Here is an 18,866-nt window from a genome sequence, read left to right on the forward strand (position 1 = left end):
GGTTGTCCATCAAGAGGCTGGCAGGTCCAGTGTTTCCAGGCTGCGCAAGGCATATATCTGCAAGGGAGCTTCCTTGCCGCGAAGAGTGATTTCCGCCGTTTGCGCCTCCGGCACTCTGGCCTCGGCCGCGTCTATAACAGACTTGGAAACCACCAGGAAACTGCCCAACGACTTGTTTTCCGTTTCCAGGCGGCTTGCGGTATTGACCACATCGCCCAGGGCTGTCAGCCCGCCATTGGTCCCGGCTGCTCCGATCCGCCCCAGGATCGCAGATCCCAGATGAAGGCCGATGCCAAGGCGGATAGGGTCCCGGAACTGGGGGGCCTTTTCCGCGTTCAGGGTTGTCATCACCTGTTCGATCCTCCGGGCAGCCAGCAGGGCCTGCCGCGCGCCGGTCTTCGCATTGGTGTCCATGCCGAAGATGGCCATGATGCCGTCGCCGATGAACTTGTCGACAAACCCGCCCTCGGCGAGGATTGCGGCTGAGGAGAGGTCCAGATAATTGTTCAGAAGATACACCACATCGTAGGCAAGCTGAGCTTCCGTGATGCGGGTGAAGTTGCGCAAATCCACGAACATCACCACAACCTCCTGCTCCACGCCCCAATAATAGGCATCCTTGAGACTGTCACCGGACAGGGCACCCGCCTTGACCGACACCAGCGGCTGCACCCCGATATTGTGCTGCGGCCGGATCTGGCAAGCGAGCCGGACATCGTCTTCCGCACCGATCCTGGCTAGCACGGCCTTTTCAGCGCCTTCCGGCGGCGACAATTTATCCTTCCCCTCCAGCACCTTGACCCGGCAGGTTGAACATCTGGCGCGGCCCCCGCACACGGATGCAATCGGGACATCATTGCTGCGACTGATTTCCAGCAATGTGGCGCCGGGCTTGGCTTTCACCGTGAGGCTGCCGGGATAGGAAATGGTCAGCCTGAGGGCACTCAAGCTGAAGAGATAGCGGATCAGGATCACAAGCAGGCTGACGGCAATCAGGCCAAACACGACGGCGCGGATCTGGCCGGTCACCGTGTAGAGCCAGTCGAACTGGCCCTCTGTCACCGTCACCTTGACTTCCTTCGCCAGTTCCAGACGGCGCGCGCCTTCAATGAACCCCCAAAGGGCCAGAACCGGCAGAGCGATGGCAAAGGCCAGCGCGGCATGGCGCAGCCGGTGATAGAGCGGATATAGACGGAGCCAGAAATGCAGGCCCAGCATGGCATGGCCCCAGACCACCAGAAGCAGCAGGGATTGAGACACCGCATTGGAGGGCCAGAGAATGGTCAGCATCTGGTGATAGGTCGGGGAAAAGCCGAACCCGTTGGCGAGCCCCATGGTAGTGACCACATGGGGAATCAGCGTCCAGGGGATGTAGAAACCAAGGACAAGCTGGACAAATTCCCACCGGGGTATTTTCAAGGTCCGCCGCCGGGCGGTCCGCCACAGGGCCAGCACAACATGCGTCAGGGCCGCAACAATGAGAAGCAGCTCGCCGGGGACACTGCGCCAGATGCGGTAGTGCCAGACAGACGCCGCCTCCATCGCCTCGACAGAAACAATGCCCAGCGCATGGTTGGAAAAGTGGCTGAGGCAAAAGACGAACAGGATCAGCCCGCTCCACAGACGCAGGCGCTGGCGCCAGTTGCCCAGGGAAGGGGCCATTCTGGCCAGGGGGCTGGCCTGGGGCTTGGCCGAAGCAACCGGTTTTGTAGATGCTGTCATGCCTGTCTCCCGGCTGTTGCGCAGGACCTTTCCCTCTTGCTGGCTGGCGAAGGCGCGGCCCCTCCACCTTCGCTCAAAGACCTGATACTTGAGAACGCGCCCGGGTCAAGCCGGAGCCGTGGAAAGTGGCCCGCGGGGCTTGAAAGCCCGGCGCCAAAGCGCAACTCTCCGCGCCACAGAGCCTGATCAAGGAAAGACGCGCAATGAAAGTTTACGGCATCAAGAACTGCGACACGGTCAAGAAAGCCCGCAAATTTCTCGAAGAGGCGGGGGTCGCCTATGAATTTCATGACTACAAGAAAGAGGGTGTGGACAGCGGTAAGCTGGCGGATTTCGTGAAGGAGTTCGGCTGGGAAACCATTTTGAACAAACGCGGCACCACTTGGCGCAAGCTTGACGAAGATACCAAGGACGGTGTGACCGATGCAGCCAGCGCCCTGGACGTTATGACCAGCAATCCGTCCACCATCAAACGGCCCATCGTGGAAGGGGCGGTCAAGAATTTTGTCGGCTTTGACCCCGTTTCCTGGGAAATGGCCCTTGAGCTTGGCGAGCTGAAATAGACCTGCCGGTCCTACCTCCTTACCTGCGCCAAAGGGCTCATGCGGCAAAGCGGAAATAACTCATGCTGAGGGAGCCGTATTCATAGCTTCTGTGCAACAACTCCGCATGGGCCTGCGTCCCGGCGGCCCCCAAGGGGAAAAACACCGGAAGGATATGTTCATTTGTCGGGTGGTTCCGGCCATAGTCCGGAGCCGCTTCAAGGTTCTGAAAATAGCTGATCTGGCCACTTGTGAGACCTTTTTCCAGCCAGTTGTCGAATGTCCTGACCCAACCGGGAGTGTCCGCCCCTTGCGGGCCCATCTCGCCCAAATTGTGCGTGGTGCTGCCCGAGCCGGCAATCAGAACCCCCTTCTCCTTCAACGGGGCAATGGCGCGGCCAAGCTCATAGAGGCTTTGCGGGGTGCTGCCGATGGGAAGAGACAAGGCGGCGACCGGAATATTGGCACGCGGAAAGGCCAGGGACAGGGGCACCCAGGCACCGTGATCCAGCCCCCACTCGCTGTCCAGCTCGACGTCATAGCCACTTGCTTCCAAAAGCTTGGCTGTTTCATCAACCTGGTCTTCGCTGGCGCTCGCCGGATAGCTGATCTCGTAGAGCTCCGGCGGAAACCCCCGGAAATCATGATAGGTGCGCAGCGGCCCGGGGGCGGACAGTTTCAGCCGCTCCGTCTGCCAATGGGCCGACAGGATCAGCACCGCGTTCGGGCAATCCTGATATCTGGAAAATCCCTTCAGAAACCGGCTGGCCGGCGTGTCTTCCACGGCCAGGGTCGGCGATCCATGGGCGAAAAAGACCGGTGGAACCGGGTTCAGAGCCGCGCTCATCCGGGCTCTCCTTCCATTCACTTTCAACTCCATGCCTTAAGGATAGTCAGCTTCAAAGCGATCAGAAGGCACGTTTTCGGAAAAGGGCTGTTCCGGATTTGAGAACAATCCCGGCAAACAAAAACCGCCCCCGGCCTCCCGGGAGCGGCTGACAGGTCTGTGACCCTGCTGACCGGGTCAACCTGTCAACGGTAGCCCACATTGATCAGCTGGACCCGGCGGTTGATCGCCGCATCGGGTTTGGAGGGATCCCGGAGCTGCTCCTCACCGAGGCCGACCGCCTTCAGATACTCTCCCGGCACCTGGAAAGTGGTGACCAGCGCTTCGCGGACAGACTGCGCCCGTTTGATGGACAGTTCCAGATTGTATTCCCGCGGTCCCGTTGCATCCGTATGGCCGACAATGAAGAAGGTCTGACCCTGAAGATACGGTGTATGCAGCGCATCGGCGATCAGACCCACGGTTTCGTAGGATTCGGGCCGGATGCGGGCGGAGTTCAGCTCAAAGGTGATTTCCACGTTGAACTGGCGCAGGGAGGCCAGCTTGTCCCAGAGCGGCAGATTGCCCGGCGCGTTGCCGCCCGGATATTTCTGGATGTTCTCAAAGGCGGCTTTTTGCAAGTCATCCGCCGTGACATCAACTTTCTGCTGGGCGCCCTGAAGAGAGTTGATAATCTCGTTGCGGCTGAGCTTGGTCTGGGCAAACGCAGCGGAGGCGGACATGGCGACAAGAGCAGCCGACAGGCCGGCAAGTAAACACTTTTTCATGAAATTGCTCCGGGAAAACTTAACGGTAGCCCGCCAGGTCGATGGCGGTGTTGCATTTTTTGCTGACGGAAGGTTGCGCCTTTAGCAGGCAGCGCAGGATGTGACCGGCACCGGCCTTCACGCCCTTGCAATATTGGGCCGCATCGCGCTGGCAGATCTTCGGCGCCGCAGCCTGAGCCGCCAGCCGTTCCTGGATGAGTGACGTCACGACCTGCCGGTCGGCATTGCACTTTTGCGAAATCTTCGCCTGGTTTTCTTCAAGGCATTTGCCGATCCCGTTATTGGCCAGCGTTGCGGACTTGCAATAGGTGTTGATGTCCTTGCCGCAACTTGCCGACAGGATCTTGATGGCTTCGGCAAATCCGACCGTTTGGGCGAAGGCCGCTGGCGCGGCAACCAGAAAAACCCCTGCCGCAACTGCAAAAAACAAACGTCTCATGTTGCAAATCTCCCAACCAAGGCAACAATTCGATGGCCAGAGTGTTTCAGGAGAACGTCGCGACTTCAAGTGGTTAGATCAAATTTCTGCAGATATGACACTGCATTGGCAAACTTGACAGGAGACGCCGAATGTCGTCATTCGCACTCAACTCAAATACGGAACGAATTGCATGAGCGTTACTTTGGAACTGAAACGCCTCGACCATGGCCTTGACCTGCCTTTGCCGGCTTACCAATCGGAACTGGCCGCTGGTCTCGACCTGCTTGCGGCGGTCGACACGCCCCTTGACCTGGTGCCCGGCGCGCGTGCACTGGTGCCGACTGGCCTTGCCATGGCCCTGCCGGCCGGCTTTGAAGCACAGGTGCGCCCCCGCTCCGGCCTTGCGGCCAAACACGGCGTGACGGTTCTGAACACACCCGGCACCATCGACGCGGACTACCGGGGCGAGGTTAAGGTCATCCTGATCAATCTCGGAGACGCGCCGTTTCAGATCAACCGGGGGGACCGGATCGCCCAGATGGTGATTGCGCCCGTGCTGCAGGCCGAGATCCAAGAGGTCGGCGCCCTATCGGAAACGATCCGGGGCACCGGCGGTTTCGGCTCCACTGGCCAGAACTGACAGGTCCCATGACACCTGATCTGGTTATCTTTGATTGTGACGGCGTTCTGGTAGACACTGAACGGCAGACCAATGCCAACATGGCCAAGCTGGTCACGGAGCTTGGCTACCCGATCACCGGGCTGGAATGCCAGCAGCGCTTCATGGGCCGCACCCTTGAAAATGTGCAAGAGATGGTTGAAGCCCTGATCGGCCGTTCCCTGCCGCAGGACTGGCCGGATCAGGTCCGCATGCGGGACCTGGAAAGCTTCGAGGCCGGCGTTGCGGCCATCCCCGGGATCTCCGGCGTGCTTGACGCGCTGGACACGGCCGGGCTGCCCTATTGTGTCGGGTCTTCCGGACGCTATCAGAAGGTGCGCACGACCCTTGGCAGTGCGGGCTTGCTGCCGCGCCTGGAAGGCCGGCTCTTTTCAGCCGAAGACTGTGCCCGTGGTAAACCTGCGCCTGATGTGTTTCTTCTGGCGGCCCGCAGCCTCGGCTTTGCGCCGGAGGCCTGCGTCGTCGTGGAAGACAGCCTGCCCGGCGTTAAAGCCGCCCGGGCGGCAAATATGCGCGTTTTTGCCTATGTCGATGACCCATCCGCTGACCGGGCAGCCCTACAAAAGGCCGGGGCGGTCCTGTTTGAGCAGATGAGCGAACTGACCGGGCTGATTTTTCCGCAAGCAGGCTGTTCTTGAAAAAAGGTTCTCCGCAGCCTGTTGTCCGGAAAAGTCCGATCCCTTAAAAATTTGCTCAACGGGTCCTATTTTGAGATCCGGTCAACAAGAGCATTTTTGAAAACGTTCCCCGTTTCGATGCGCCTCCCAGACAGGCTGTGCATGACGGGGTCCAGGGAGAGACGGCATGACACTGAAAACATTCGGCCGCGGAAAAATCTATTCCTCCATCACGGAGACCATCGGCGACACGCCCATCGTGCGCCTGAACCGTCTGGCCAAGGCGCATAACGTGCACGCCAACCTTCTGGCCAAGCTGGAATTCTTCAATCCGATTTCCAGCGTCAAGGACCGGATCGGCGTTGCCATGGTGGAGGCCATGGAACAGGACGGGCTGATTGAGCCGGGCCGCTCAACCCTTGTGGAGCCAACCTCCGGCAACACCGGTATCGCACTTGCCTTTGTCGCTGCCGCCAAGGGGTACCGGCTGGTTCTGGTCATGCCGGAAACCATGTCCGTGGAACGGCGCAAAATGTTCAAGATCCTGGGGGCCGAGCTGGAACTGACCGACGGGGCCAAAGGCATGAAAGGCGCCATCGCACGCGCTGAGGAATTGCTGTCGGAAATCGACGGCGCGGTCATGCCGCAGCAGTTTAATAACCCGGCCAATCCGGAGATCCACCGCAACACCACGGCAGAGGAAATCTGGAATGATACCGACGGCCAGATCGATGTGTTCGTTTCCGGCATCGGTACCGGCGGCACCCTTACCGGGGTTTCTGAGGTGCTGAAAGGCCGCAAACCGGAGCTTCATGTGGTGGCTGTGGAACCGGCGGACAGCCCGGTTCTGTCCGGAGGAACACCCGGGCCGCACAAGATCCAGGGGATCGGCGCAGGCTTTGTGCCTGGTGTGTTGGACACAAGCCTCTTTGATGAGGTTCAAACCATAGCCAATGAGGATGCGTTTGCCATGGCCCGGGAAGTCGCCGCAACAGAAGGCGTTCCGGTCGGTATTTCATCCGGCGCGGCGCTGACGGCTGCCATCCGGGTTGGCCAGCGGGACGACATGGCGGGCAAGAACATTGTGATCATCATCCCGTCCTTTGCAGAACGCTACATGACCACGGCCCTGTTCGAAGGGTTTTGAGCCCCTAACACCAGGTTTTGAAGCGGGCCGCGATCGCCTGACGAAAACCCGCTTGTCTTTTGCGTTGAAGTCTCTGATCTCAAACAGCGCAAGGCACATCCGACAAAATGTTGTTTGCCCTCAAAAAACACCCCCGGCCCTTGACCGGGGGCGTTTGTTTCCTGTCCGGGGGTGTCAGGACAGGTGATGCACTTCCTGCAAACCGTAGACCGGTGTCTCAAGACCCTCCATCCGCGCTTTCAGCTGCAAGGAGAGATACTGGGAATAGTGCCGTGACTGGTGCAGGTTGCCGCCATGGAACCATAGCGCCTCCTGCTGCGTCGGCTTCCACATGTTGCGCTGTTCGCCTTCCCAGGGGCCCGGATCCTTGGTGGTGTCTGACCCCAGACCCCAGACCTTGCCGACCCTGTCCGCCATGTCCTGGCCCATAAGGTCGGCCACCCAGCCGTTCATGGAGCCGTAGCCGGTCGCATAGACAATCACGTCCGCTTCCAGCCGGGTGCCATCGTCCAGAAGCACACCGTCCTCGGCAATCTCGGTGACCTGCCCCCGCTTCAGCTTGATCTCGCCGTCGATGATGAGCTGGCTGGCGCCGATATCGATGTAGTAACCGGATCCGCGGCGCAGGTATTTCATGAACAACCCGCTGTCATCATCGCCCCAGTCCAGCCAGAACCCGGCCTTTTCCAGCCCTGCATAGAACACTGCATCGCGCTTTTTCATTTCCGCATAGGCCGGGATCTGAAATTCGTGCAGAATGCGGTAGGGCAGGGACGCGAAGACCAGATCCGCCTTTTCGGTGGTCATGCCGGAGCGCACGGCCTCTTCGGAATACAGCGCCCCAAGCCCCACATCCATCAGGGTCTCGGATTTGACGATATGGGTCGACGAGCGCTGCACCATGGTCACATCAACGTCGTTTTCCCAAAGGGCTGCGCAGATGTCGTGGGCAGAATTGTTGGAGCCGACAACAACAGCTTTCTTGCCGCGATAGGCATCCGGACCAGGATGTCTGGATGAATGGTGCTGGTCGCCCCTGAAGCGCTCCATGCCCGGAAAGGCGGGAATATTGGCTTTGCCGGACATGCCGGTGGCCATGACCAGCTGCTTCGGCCGCAAGGTGATTTCCCGGCCATCCCGCTCCACCACAAGGGTCCATTCCTTGCGCTGCGGATCATAGCTGGCAGATTTGGCCAGGGTTGAACTCCAGTAGTTCAGCTCCATCACCTTGGTATACATTTCCAGCCAGTCGCCGATCTTGTCCTTCGGACTGAAGACCGGCCAGGTGTCCGGAAACTTGATATAGGGCAGATGGTCGTACCAGACCGGATCATGCAGGCAGAGAGACTTGTAGCGGTTGCGCCAGCTGTCTCCCGGGCGGGCATTCTTTTCAATGATGATGGTGGGCACTGAGAGCTGGCGCAGGCGGGCCCCCAGCGCGATGCCGCCCTGGCCGCCGCCAACAATCACGCAATAGGGTTGCTCCATGTGGCCAAGCTCGGCCTCTTCGCGGGTCCGCTCTTCCTTCCAGGTGGTCCGGTGTTTAGACGCCCCGTGTTTGGCGCCGAGCGGCCGGTTGAAGCCCTTGGGCTCTTCATGGCCCTTCAACTCAACCATGGTCGTCAGCAGCGTCCAGATCTTGCCATCTTTCAGCCGGATCAGCCCGTAGCCACGGGCCAGCGCCGTCTCAAAGCGGATCCAGGCGGTGACAACGCCGCCTTCTTCGGCCGGAATTTCCCCGTCCGCCAGCTGCCAGTTGGCCGGGGATGCCGCGCTCAACTGGTGGGTCAGCATATCCCGGACCTGGTCCTTGCCTTCAACGGTCTTGATGTTCCAGGTAAATGCGATCAGATCCCGCCAGTAGCAGTCGTCCTGAAACAGATCCACAGCCTCCTCGATCCGCCCCGCCTCAAGGGCCGCGCCGAATGTGTCGAGAAAGGTTTGGGTTTGATGCACCAATGGTGTGTCGAGCATTTTGTTCCTCCCTGAATGCGCAGGAAGGATCGCAAAGCCAGCTCCTTGATGGCGACTGAATTCAGCCCAAAATGCCAGCACGCGGCCGGATTTTTTCAATTCTGTTGCGCACGCAACAACATGCAACACATCCGCACCAAGGATTGGCAAAAAAGCTCAGGACGGGTCTTTGCCAATCAAGCCGGCCTTGCGCATCCGCCGGAGTACCGTGGACCGGTTGACCCCGAGCCGCCGTGCGGCCTTCGACATGTTCCCCCCGCAAGCCTCCAGAAGCGTTTCAAGCTCCGCCCTGGGGTCCTGCTGCTGCGGCCCGGCCAGGGGGTAGACCGGCAGGTCGGCAACATCGATGACCGGCCCGTCCACAATCGCCAGGACCCCGTGAAGCATATTGGCAAGCTCGCGGATATTGCCCGGCCAGGCCCGTCCGCCTAGCTCCGTGCGCGCGGCCGGAGACAGGCGGACATCCCGGGGCGAACGCCGCAGCAACCGGTCCACCAGCCAATCGAAATCTTTCCGGTGGCGCAGCGGCGGCAGAACAAGTACGGCTCCTGCCAGACGGAAATAAAGATCCGGCCGGAGGCCCTTGAGCTTCAGGGCGCTTTCCGGATCCCGCCGGGTGGAGGCAATCGCGCGCAGGTCGCTGCGCGCGTCCAGAAGCGCCAGAAGCTCTGCCTGCGCCTGCCCGTCCAGATCCTCAACCCCGCGCAGGAACAAGGTTCCGGCCGGAGCCGTGGCAAGCTCAGCCAGCTGTCCGGCCTTGAGCCCGCAGCAGCACAGGCTGTGAAAGGACCGGTCCGACGGGCCCAGCACATGGATTGCCCTGGCCAGATAGTCTTTGCCGGTTCCCGTTTCACCGCTCAGCAGCAGGGGCAGCCGGGTGGGGGCCAGCCGGGCAGCCTGGGCGGCCAAACCGGCAAGGGCCGCATCCGGTCCACAGAAGCTGCGCATCGGGCCCGGCAGCCCACGTGCCACAGGCCCCGCCGGATGCCGGGCCGCCTGCGGGGCAATCGCATGGGCATAGAGCCCCCGGCCATCCCGCAAGCGCAGCACCCTGTCTTCCGGCGGGCGCCCGCGCATGAGGGCGGGCAGCTCGTTGATGTCCAGATCCAGATGCATGTCAATCCGGGACCCGATCAATCCAGACCGCCCTTGGGGCGCGAAAAAATCCTCCGGAGCCAGAAGCTCGCGCGCGCCCCGGGTCATGCCCGTGATGCGGCCGCTGCCGTCGAGGGCAATAGCGGCTTCCGGGTCCACATCCAGAAACTCCGCAGAAGTGGAAAAACGCAGCACCCATTCACGCCGGGTCATGGCCATGAGATTGGCCATTTCCACCCGGCGGGCCGAGGCGGTGACAAGGTTCATGGCCAGATTCTGACTTGATTTCGGACTGGGGGAGCGTAGCAGGGAAATATCCAGCACGGCAGACAGGTTTCCGTTCGTGTCATAGATCGGGGCCGACGTGCAGGAGAGCGGCGTGTGGGGAAGGCCGAAATGGTCTCCCTGATGGATCGTGACCGCCGTGCCCGTGACCAGACACGACCCGACTCCGCAGGTTCCGGCCAGACCTTCCGACCAGTCGGAGCCAAGATAAAGCCCCGCCTGACGCAGGTCTTCCTCAAAACGGGGATCGCCAAAAAAGTCGACGCAGATGCCTTTCGAATCCGCCAGCAGGAGCACATAATTCTGTCCTGCAACCTGCTTGAACAGGCTCCGCAGCCCAGACCGGGCCGTTGCAATCAGCCGTTCGGACTGTTCCTGATGTTCGCGCAGCTGCTGGTCCGTGACGATATGGGCCGGTTCCGGGCGGGCCGGATCCATGCCGTAGGTCTCCACGCAGCGCCGCCAGCTTTCTGACACAAGCGTATCCCTGCCGGTCTCGTGTCCCTGCAAGACCCGGTCGATTTCGCTGACATGGTCTACGTCGCGCATGCCATCCTCCCTTGGCATTGCACATCACGATACCTTTGAAGCGCTCTGCTGTACACTGCGGCGCCCGAAAGGATGCTATGTCTTCTCTGCAGCCCGGCCGATCCGCTTTTCCATGCGCGTTGCCGCCGAAAAACCGAACACATGGCGAAGCGGACCGGTTTTTTCCTCTGACACTGCCTCAAACCCCATCCGTTCATAAAGGGCCCGCGCCCGGGGATTGGTGTCGACCACATCCAGGCGGACCTTCTTCAGCCCGTCCTGGGCCGCCTTGTCAAACACACTTTGCAAAAGCGCGCTGCCAATGCCCTGGCCACGGGCGGCGGCACTGACAAAAATGCCGTCCATCAGCAGCCCGTCCGGTTCAACCGTCCGCTCCAGGCCCTCCAGAAGCAGCGCCCGCCAGAGTCCTCCAAGGGCACCATAGGTGCTGCATAGCTGCCCCAGCGATCCATCGGTCAAGGCCCCCTCTCGGGTCTTGAAGCCTGCAAGACCCAGCAAGGTGCCGTCGGGCGCACTGGCTCCGATTGCAAAGGCCGGGTCCAGGACCGCCTCCAGAAACGCAAGCGCCCTGGGAGCCGGCCGCAGGACAAAGCCGAGTTTGCCCGCAAAGGCGTCCCAGAAGAGCTGCGCCGCCGTCCCGCGCTGGTCTTCGGAAAATCCTGGATGCAGCAGAAAGGTGTCAGGCATTGGTGAGGCAGCGCCTTGCCGCCGGGCTTCCGTCACCGGCGGCCTCAGCGGACAATAACCGCCGTTCCAGTGGCACTGACCATCAGCATGGAGCCATTCTGGCCCACGGTTTCATAGTCAAGATCCACGCCGATCACCGCATTTGCCCCCATGGCCTGTGCCTGCTGACACATTTCGTTGATTGCAATGGTGCGCGCCTTAGCCAGCTCTTCCTCATATGCGCCGGAACGGCCTCCAACGATATCGCGAATTCCGGCGAACAGGTCCTTGAACAGGTTCGCGCCGAGAATGGCCTCCCCGGTGACAAGGCCCTTATAGTCCAGATCCTTGCCCTGAACGGTGTTGGTGGTGGTCACGAGCATCGGGGTCTCTCCTCATGTGAACTCTGCCGGACAATAGGTCTTTGAGACATGGGTCTGATTCGCTCTGTCTTCAATCTGGCGGAGCAAAATCTCCGGGGCCCCCACCTTGCGGACTATATTGTGGCAAGCTGCCAGCGCCTGAACGTCGCCCCGCAACAGGTCAAGTTTGAAGTTACCGAACAGGCCCTCATCCGGGACATTCAAGCGGCGCGGGAAATCATGAGCACGCTTGGCCAACACGGGTTCCGCTTTGCGATTGACGATTTCGGCATCGGCTATTCCAATATGCTGACCCTCAGCCGCCTGCCGTTTCACACGCTCAAGATCGACAGGTCCTTCACCCAGGACGTGACCGGCAACCCGGAGACCCGGACCATTGCAGCCGCAATGATCAAGCTTGGCCAGGCCCTGAACCTTGATGTTGTCGTGGAAGGGGTGGAAACGGACGAGCAGGCCAGGATCATGCGGGAGCTCGGCGGCCACATGGCCCAGGGGTATCTTTATGAACGCTCCGGGACGCTTGCGTCCCTTGATCTTCAAGGCCATGCCAAATGCAGCCTCCAGAAAGCGCCGTCCCGCACCTGACAGGGTCTCACCACCGGCTGGACCGGCGGCCTTTCCCGCCCCTTTGTTCAAGGAGTGCTGTCACGCCGCCTGCCTTGACACATCCCGGCCCCGGTAGCTGAGGGCTTCGGCAAGGTGAATCCGGCCGACCTGATCCTTCGCATCCAGATCCGCCAGCGTGCGGGCCAGTTTGAGAACCCGGTGATAGCCCCGGGCGCTGAGGCGCAGCTTTTCAGCTGCATCGCGCAGGAACGCCAGACCCAAAGCGTCCGGCTGAGCCATGGCCTCCACGGCAGCGGCAGGGGCCTGGGCATTGGTGCGGCAGAGCAGACCCAGGTTCAAGAAACGGTCTTCCTGCAGGCGCCGCGCCTCGGCCACCCGTGCAGCCACAGCCGCAGACGGTTCCGCCTCTGCCGGGCCGATCAGATCGGTGGCGGTGACGGCCGGAACATCGATGCGCAGATCGATCCGGTCCAGAAAGGGCCCGGAGACCCGGGCCTGATAGTCCGCGGCGCAGCGCTCACCCCTCCGGCACTGGTGGCCCGGCTCGCCCGCATGACCGCAGCGGCAGGGGTTCATGGCCGCGATCAATTGAATGCGCGCCGGATAGGTGACCCGGTGATTGGCCCGGGCGATCACCGCTTCGCCGGTTTCCAGGGGCTGGCGCAGACTGTCGAGCACTTGCGGGTTGAATTCCGGCAGCTCATCCAGAAACAGTACGCCGTGATGGGCCAGAGACACTTCACCGGGCCGGGCGCGCAGCCCGCCGCCCACAAGGGCGGCCATGGAGGCGGAATGGTGCGGCGCCCGGAAAGGCCGCCGGTCGGTGAGCTTGCCTTCTGCCAATTCGCCAGCCAGCGAGGCGATCATGGAAACTTCCAGAAGCTCGCGCGGGGTCAGCGGCGGCAGGATGGAGGGCAGGCGGCTTGCAAGCATGGATTTGCCCGAGCCGGGAGGTCCGGTCATAAGCAGGTTGTGGCCTCCGGCCGCTGCGATTTCCAGCGCCCGGCGGGCGCTTTCCTGGCCCTTGACCTCGGCCAGATCGGGCAACGGCCCGGTATTGCCCTGAAGCTTTGCCGCCGGGCGGCTGAGGATCTGCGTGCCCTTGACATGGTTGGCCAGCTGGATCAGCGAACGGGGGGCCAGAATGTCCATGTCCGGATCGGCCCAGGCGGCTTCGCTGCCACTGGCCTCCGGACAGACCAAGCCCTTGCCGAGCCCGTTGGCGCCCATGGCCGCAGGCAGGACACCGGCGACAGGTGCCAGTGTGCCATCCAGGGCCAGCTCTCCCAGCACCACGTACCCCTCCAGAAAGTCCCCCGGCAGGGCGCCGATAGCGGCCATCACCCCAAGCGCAATGGGCAGATCGTAATGGGACCCTTCCTTGGGCAGATCGGCCGGAGCCAGATTGACGGTGACCCGTTTGGCGGGCAACGCCAGCCCGGAGGCAGAGAGGGCGGCCCGCACCCGCTCCCGGCTTTCGGCCACCGCCTTGTCGGGTAGGCCCACAATGGTAAAGGCCACCATGCCCGGACCGACATGGACCTGAACATCCACCGGCACCGCCTCGATGCCCTGAAAGGCAACCGTCGTGACCCGAGAGACCATAGCCTGTCCTCACCCTTGGGAGCGTGTCGCGTTCATCCGGATTCAAATTGTTTCGTCTTTTGCGTTGAAATCTCTGATTCCAGACAGCGGCAGGCACCTGATTTGCTGCAGTTGCGCCAGGAAGGGAACCATAGTGATGCGGGAGAATCAAGAACAAAAATGGAACAAATTTGCCTATGTCAAGGCCTTGTCTGACCGGGAGCTTCTCAACCGGCCCGCAGTTCCGGGAGATGGTATTGAAGACGCGACATCTTCAAACCCTTCATGACAATCAGACTGCTCAGGAGGCGAAAACGCGGAACGCGCTGGCCGTTTCGCTGTTCTGGGAAGCCGCCACCAAAACCTGTTCCAGATAGGCCGGGATCTGAAAATCCGCGCTTATGGTCAAGCCGTTCAGCTCAAGCCAGTCCGACAGGAGCGCAATCATCTTGTCCGGGTCTTTTTCAAACATGGCGCGGCACAGCTCTGTATCGAGCTGGCGCTCCTCCGTCTGCAGCTTGGAAACGATCATCGGCATGTTCACACTTTACTACTATAACGTGCTGTTATGATGCCTGCGTTTTGAGGCAAAAACCAGACGATTGCGGTTATGCCGCTCTGCGACATCATAATTCGCTGTTATGTATTCCTTAAGGTGATCCCCTGCGCAGGCGGCCGCAGGACCGCCATCCCGCAGCACAATAGGCCCGAGCCGGCAAACAGCATCGTATGGCCCAGAACCGGAATGGCAAACCCGCCCACAACAGGGCCGACCGCCTGGCCAAGCGAAATCAGGAAAAATGTCAGGCCGAAACCGATGGATGGGGCATCCCGGAAAATGCGCATGCTCCACATGCCAAAAACGGCGGTCATGACGATGAAGCCGGAGCCGAAAAAGGCGGCGGAAACATAAATGCCATAAGCAATGCCGATCAGAAGCGGCAATGTGGCGATTGCCGAGCCGACGACAAGAGCCAGAACCCAATAGGTGGTAGTCAGACCCCAGCGGTTGACCAGGCCGCCGGCGAAACATCCGGTGACCCCGGCCATGCCGAGCACGATCCAGAACAAAATGGCGTCGCGCCCGTTGCCGGTCAGCGCCAGTAGAAGTTCCACCGCATAGGTCCAGTAGACGGCAGAAAAGATCCCGAACAGAAAGGCGGCCACAAACAGGGGCCTGGCCGCCGTTTGCAACAGAAAGCGGGGCGACAGGGCCGCTCTGGCATTGGAGGCCCGAAGCCCCTGCCGGGGCAAGGTCCACAGATTGCAAAAGGTGATTAGCAGGGCGAGCCCGGCAAAGACGAACCAGGCCAACCGCCAGTCTTCCCCGGCAAACAGCGCCAGCGGCCCGGCCAGCGCCACCCCAAAGCCCGTGCCGGAATTGATCCAGGCATAGATGGCGTTCTGGCGGTGCGGTTCCGTGTGCCGCACAATCACATCGGAGAAGGGTGGATAGGCGAGCCCCGGGCTGGTGCCCGCCAGAAAAACACCAACAGCAAGGGTCCAGGGATCGGGCGCGGCTGCAATGATGGCCATACCGGTGGCAGCCGCCAGACCGCCGAGCAGAATGGGCAGCCTCGGGCCGAACCAGGTTGACAGGCCGGAGCCCAGAAATGTGGCCAGCAGATATCCGGCATAGGACAGGCCCGCAATCAGGCCAACCGTTTCCGTAGACAGACCGAATTCCAGCCGGATCTCGGGCAGGAACAGACCAAAACAATAGCGGGCCAGCCCATAGGTTGCCGCGACAATGGCCAGACCCGCGACCGTGAGGCCCCGGGCTTTCCGGGCCGCTTCATGCCCGGCGGGAGAGCTGGAAGTGAAGTGTCTCGTCATCGGTAAAGGTCTCACCGGCAATCGTGAAAGATCCACCTTGCTCTCTGTAACGGCGATATTGGTCGAGAGTGAGTTTCAGGCAGAAGTTGGAGACGTGCAAGGCTCTTGTTTTGGTTGTGGTTGAAAATTCCTCTCCGAGGATCGCCACTTGCGCCGTCTCCCCGCCCGCAAACGGAACCGGCAGCACGAAGAAGCGGTTTAGGGTGGGCAGGCTGCTGTCCACTGCCTGTTCAAAGGCAATCCTTGAGAAGCGCTGCATGGCCCGGTGGGAATAAAAGGCCGGAATCCGGTCACGGTGATGTTCAGTATAGAGCTGGCTTTCCGAAAGGAGCAGATCGCCGGGCCGGGCGATCTGTTGCAGCCATTCATTCACGACGAAGGGATCGTCATTGCCTTCCTGAAAGCCGAGCATGGTGATCACTGCCGCCGGGGCACCGCTGCCGCGCCCCGGCCCAGCCACATCGCTGAGACGGAACTCTTCAAAGGAACAGGTGACGAATTGCAGCGGCGTTCCGGGCAGAAGCTCTTCCAGCGCCGTGCGCATATGCGCCACCGACATGGGGTTGATGTCCACGGCGATATAGCGCTCGATCCTGACCCCGAGGGCCTGAAGGGTTTTCACGATGACACCGGTTTTGACCGGTTCCGGCCCCAGTTCAACATAGATCAGGGGTTGTCCGGCGGCTTCTGAGGCAATCTTTGCGCAGATGCGGTCCAGCGCATCCTTGAAGGACATTCCCTGCGGACGCAACCGGCCGAGCGTGTCAGAGGCAACGCCCACCTCGTTCAACTCCCGCATGAGCTGGAAAACCTCGTCCAGGTGGCCGGTGTCTTCACCTGGCTCCCCATCGGCTGCATATTTGACCCGGTTGTCCTGAGTGACGATGCGGTCGAGGCTGAATTCGGTATGGGAGGCAAGGGACCGGTGCACCCTGGCTTCAAGCGACAATGTGGCTGCGGCCACACGCTCTGGTTCTGACTGACTGACAGGAAACGCAAGACTCATTTCGGGAACCCATTCTGATGGCGGGACTTCACGGTTTACGGGACTATGGCAGGTGCATAAAATTTATAATTGAACAACTTCATAATAGAACGTTATGCTCGCGACCAAGGCGATCACCCCTTGGGAAAACCCGCCAGATCTGATCAGGATCCGGCCTGAAAGCGGGATGACACAGAATGACAATCGGCCGTTTCAACATTGAGTTGCTGGAAGCCTTTGTCGCCGTAGCGGAAGCTGGCAATGTGACCCATGCAGGCGGGAAGTTGAACCGCACCCAGCCTTGTGTCAGCACCCAGCTTCGGCGCCTGGAAGAACGGGTCGGCAAGCCCCTGATTGAGCGCACTGCGCGCACCATGAACCTGACCCCCGCCGGACGAATTTTGTATCAGCATGCCACGGAAATCCTGAAATCACATGAGGAAGCCCGGCTACGCCTGTCCGCCCCCGAATTGACAGGCACGGTGCATGTCGGCCTGCCGGAATGGTTCGCAACCGGCCAGCTTCAATCGATTTTCTGCAACTTCGTGCGCATCCATCCCAACGTCAAACTGGAAATGACGGTGGCCGACAGCGCAACCCTGCACGAGATGCTGTCCCAGAACGAGATCAATCTGGCGATCGCCCTTGTGCCCCAGGGCAAACCGGAACCCGCCGGGATCGTGGAGGAGCAGCTCCATTGGGCCATCAGCGATGACTGCGCCCTGACGGACCCGCTGCCTCTGATCCTGTTTCCCGAGCCTTGCCCATTCCGTGAGCTTGCTTTCCGGGCCCTCGCCAGCTCCGGCCGCCACTGGTACGAGCGTATCACCACAACAAGCGTTGCCGCTGCCCAGGTGGCCGTCACTTCGGGTGCCGGTGTCTGCTGCCTGCCCTCCGGCGCCATTCTGGACGGCTTCCGGCTCCTGCGCGATCAGGACGGATTCCCGGCCCTGCCCTCTGCAGAGCTTGCCATCTACACCCCGTCCAAGGCCCGCTCGCCGATTGTCGATTATCTGGAAGAGCACCTGACCAAGCTTCTGGAAAGCGTCATCACGCCGCGCTCCGCCCTTGCCGGGAAAAATCAGCCGGATCTCCGGGTCATCTGAACCAGGCCTATAGCCCCGTGCGGTTCACCGGATTTGTGTTCCGCCGACTGAAATTCAGAGTGTTCAACGCAAAAGAAAAACCAGAGTGCCTCCATATGAAAGCCACAGGCATCAAAGCACTCGGGTAGACGCTAGTCTCTGACTGTTTTCCCGGCACAAGATGACGGCGATTGATCAACTTTTCGACTGGCCTTTTTGGAAGTCCCTTGGCAGCATTCTCTTGAAAACAACGAGAGAGAGTGGTGTCATGTGTGATCTTTGTGTTTTGAACTCTGTCAAAGAGCGGATGTTATCCTGGCGGGACTTTTTTAAAGCGGCTGCGGTCAGTGCCGGAGTTGCTGCCGGCGCGTCGGTCTCCGGGGCCCTGCCGGCCCTTGCCGAGGTTCCGTCAACAGTCACGGACATGACCCACGAGCTCCATGACGGCTTTCCGACCTTTGCTGGAGGGCAGCAATTCTTTGCCGAGCAGCTGACCGAATTTGCCAAGGACGGCTACAATCTGTTCGACATGCGGATCAATGAACATACGGGCACCCATCTGGATGCGCCGTTGCATTTTTCCGCTGATGGCCATTCGGTTGCCGAAATCCCGGTGGCCAACCTTGTCGCACCGCTCTGCATTGTCGACGTCAAGGCGAGAGCCGCCGAGAGCGCCGATGCGCAAGTGACCCCGGACGACCTGAAAGCCTGGATTGCCGCAAATGGCGACATTCCCAAGGGCGCCTGTGTGGCCATGAATTCCGGCTGGGACGCCCATGTGGCCACGGAGAAATTCCGCAATGCGGATGCGGACGGCGTGATGCATTTCCCCGGCTTTCATCTGGAAGCGGTGCAAATGCTGATGGATGAGGCGGATGTGGCCGGTATTGCCGTCGACAGCCTGTCGCTTGACTTCGGCAAGTCCGCCGATTTTGCAGTTCATTATGCCTGGCTTCCCAGCAACCGCTGGGGTCTGGAATGCATCGCCAATCTGGATCTTCTGCCTGCCAGCGGCGCCACGCTGATTGTCGGCGCCCCGAAAAACCGTGGCGGCACCGGCGGTCCTTCCCGCGTGATGGCACTGGTCTGACCCGCGTCTTTCACTCCCAAAGCAC

The 18,866-nt window shown here is 60.8% G+C and carries 19 protein-coding genes; 7 read left to right on the plus strand and 12 right to left on the minus strand.

Features of this window, described 5'->3' with window-relative positions:
- Window positions 1–9: 9 nt before the first annotated feature.
- On the minus strand, window positions 10–1,722 hold the full coding sequence (locus ACXAH0_RS14350; RefSeq protein WP_475192312.1) for an adenylate/guanylate cyclase domain-containing protein: 1,713 nt from the start codon (window positions 1,720–1,722) through the stop codon (window positions 10–12).
- Between the two features lie 203 nt (window positions 1,723–1,925).
- On the opposite strand from ACXAH0_RS14350, the gene ACXAH0_RS14355 reads away from it, so the two are divergent.
- Window positions 1,926–2,285: an ArsC family reductase gene (locus ACXAH0_RS14355; protein WP_475181794.1), complete on the plus strand. Its 360-nt coding sequence runs from the start codon at window positions 1,926–1,928 to the stop codon at window positions 2,283–2,285.
- A gap of 37 nt (window positions 2,286–2,322) precedes the next feature.
- Here ACXAH0_RS14355 and ACXAH0_RS14360 read toward each other — a convergent pair whose 3' ends face one another.
- The 3 genes from ACXAH0_RS14360 to ACXAH0_RS14370 all read right to left on the minus strand — a co-directional run bounded on the left by ACXAH0_RS14360 (window position 2,323) and on the right by ACXAH0_RS14370 (window position 4,317).
- Complete coding sequence (locus tag ACXAH0_RS14360; protein WP_475192313.1) at window positions 2,323–3,111, minus strand: DODA-type extradiol aromatic ring-opening family dioxygenase; 789 nt, start codon at window positions 3,109–3,111, stop codon at window positions 2,323–2,325.
- Window positions 3,112–3,296: 185 nt separating this feature from the next.
- On the minus strand, window positions 3,297–3,878 hold the full coding sequence (locus ACXAH0_RS14365) for an OmpA family protein (RefSeq protein WP_475181802.1): 582 nt from the start codon (window positions 3,876–3,878) through the stop codon (window positions 3,297–3,299).
- Between the two features lie 19 nt (window positions 3,879–3,897).
- A complete protein-coding gene (locus tag ACXAH0_RS14370) occupies window positions 3,898–4,317 on the minus strand; it encodes a hypothetical protein (RefSeq protein WP_475181807.1) in 420 nt (139 codons plus the stop codon).
- A 172-nt stretch (window positions 4,318–4,489) separates the two neighbouring features.
- Here ACXAH0_RS14370 and dut point away from each other — a divergent pair, with 172 nt between their 5' ends.
- From dut to cysK, 3 genes are all read left to right on the plus strand, one after another.
- Window positions 4,490–4,939: a dUTP diphosphatase gene (gene dut, locus ACXAH0_RS14375; RefSeq protein ID WP_475192315.1), complete on the plus strand. Its 450-nt coding sequence runs from the start codon at window positions 4,490–4,492 to the stop codon at window positions 4,937–4,939.
- Window positions 4,940–4,947: 8 nt separating this feature from the next.
- Window positions 4,948–5,616 carry an HAD family hydrolase gene (locus tag ACXAH0_RS14380; RefSeq protein WP_475192318.1) on the plus strand — a complete coding sequence of 223 codons (669 nt, stop codon included), beginning with the start codon at window positions 4,948–4,950 and terminating at the stop codon, window positions 5,614–5,616.
- A 166-nt stretch (window positions 5,617–5,782) separates the two neighbouring features.
- Window positions 5,783–6,742: a cysteine synthase A gene (gene cysK / locus ACXAH0_RS14385; RefSeq protein WP_475192321.1), complete on the plus strand. Its 960-nt coding sequence runs from the start codon at window positions 5,783–5,785 to the stop codon at window positions 6,740–6,742.
- A 174-nt stretch (window positions 6,743–6,916) separates the two neighbouring features.
- Here cysK and ACXAH0_RS14390 read toward each other — a convergent pair whose 3' ends face one another.
- From ACXAH0_RS14390 to ACXAH0_RS14405, 4 genes are all read right to left on the minus strand, one after another.
- Window positions 6,917–8,716 carry an NAD(P)/FAD-dependent oxidoreductase gene (locus tag ACXAH0_RS14390; RefSeq protein WP_475192323.1) on the minus strand — a complete coding sequence of 600 codons (1,800 nt, stop codon included), beginning with the start codon at window positions 8,714–8,716 and terminating at the stop codon, window positions 6,917–6,919.
- Between the two features lie 156 nt (window positions 8,717–8,872).
- A complete protein-coding gene (locus ACXAH0_RS14395) occupies window positions 8,873–10,645 on the minus strand; it encodes a sigma-54-dependent Fis family transcriptional regulator (protein ID WP_475192324.1) in 1,773 nt (590 codons plus the stop codon).
- 75 nt (window positions 10,646–10,720) lie between these two features.
- A complete protein-coding gene (locus ACXAH0_RS14400; RefSeq protein ID WP_475181834.1) occupies window positions 10,721–11,332 on the minus strand; it encodes a GNAT family N-acetyltransferase in 612 nt (203 codons plus the stop codon).
- Between the two features lie 44 nt (window positions 11,333–11,376).
- A complete protein-coding gene (locus ACXAH0_RS14405) occupies window positions 11,377–11,694 on the minus strand; it encodes a heavy metal-binding domain-containing protein (protein WP_475181839.1) in 318 nt (105 codons plus the stop codon).
- A gap of 48 nt (window positions 11,695–11,742) precedes the next feature.
- Here ACXAH0_RS14405 and ACXAH0_RS14410 point away from each other — a divergent pair, with 48 nt between their 5' ends.
- Window positions 11,743–12,279 carry an EAL domain-containing protein gene (locus ACXAH0_RS14410; protein WP_475192327.1) on the plus strand — a complete coding sequence of 179 codons (537 nt, stop codon included), beginning with the start codon at window positions 11,743–11,745 and terminating at the stop codon, window positions 12,277–12,279.
- Window positions 12,280–12,339: 60 nt separating this feature from the next.
- On the opposite strand, the gene ACXAH0_RS14415 is transcribed toward ACXAH0_RS14410, so the two are convergent.
- The 4 genes from ACXAH0_RS14415 to ACXAH0_RS14430 all read right to left on the minus strand — a co-directional run bounded on the left by ACXAH0_RS14415 (window position 12,340) and on the right by ACXAH0_RS14430 (window position 16,687).
- A complete protein-coding gene (locus ACXAH0_RS14415) occupies window positions 12,340–13,866 on the minus strand; it encodes a YifB family Mg chelatase-like AAA ATPase (RefSeq protein WP_475181848.1) in 1,527 nt (508 codons plus the stop codon).
- Window positions 13,867–14,146: 280 nt separating this feature from the next.
- Entirely contained in the window at window positions 14,147–14,383 is a 237-nt protein-coding gene (locus tag ACXAH0_RS14420; protein ID WP_475181853.1) for a hypothetical protein, read from the minus strand.
- 101 nt (window positions 14,384–14,484) lie between these two features.
- Window positions 14,485–15,681 (minus strand): MFS transporter, encoded by a 1,197-nt coding sequence (locus ACXAH0_RS14425; protein ID WP_475192330.1) that lies wholly within the window; start codon window positions 15,679–15,681, stop codon window positions 14,485–14,487.
- Complete coding sequence (locus ACXAH0_RS14430) at window positions 15,641–16,687, minus strand: hypothetical protein (protein WP_475181862.1); 1,047 nt, start codon at window positions 16,685–16,687, stop codon at window positions 15,641–15,643. The genes ACXAH0_RS14425 and ACXAH0_RS14430 overlap by 41 nt, the downstream gene beginning before the upstream one ends.
- A gap of 176 nt (window positions 16,688–16,863) precedes the next feature.
- On the opposite strand from ACXAH0_RS14430, the gene ACXAH0_RS14435 reads away from it, so the two are divergent.
- Window positions 16,864–17,772: a LysR family transcriptional regulator gene (locus ACXAH0_RS14435; protein ID WP_475181867.1), complete on the plus strand. Its 909-nt coding sequence runs from the start codon at window positions 16,864–16,866 to the stop codon at window positions 17,770–17,772.
- A gap of 247 nt (window positions 17,773–18,019) precedes the next feature.
- Complete coding sequence (locus tag ACXAH0_RS14440; RefSeq protein ID WP_475192333.1) at window positions 18,020–18,841, plus strand: cyclase family protein; 822 nt, start codon at window positions 18,020–18,022, stop codon at window positions 18,839–18,841.
- Window positions 18,842–18,866: the final 25 nt, after the last annotated feature.

The sequence above is a fragment of the Roseibium sp. AWQ4_290 genome (genome assembly GCF_056160985.1).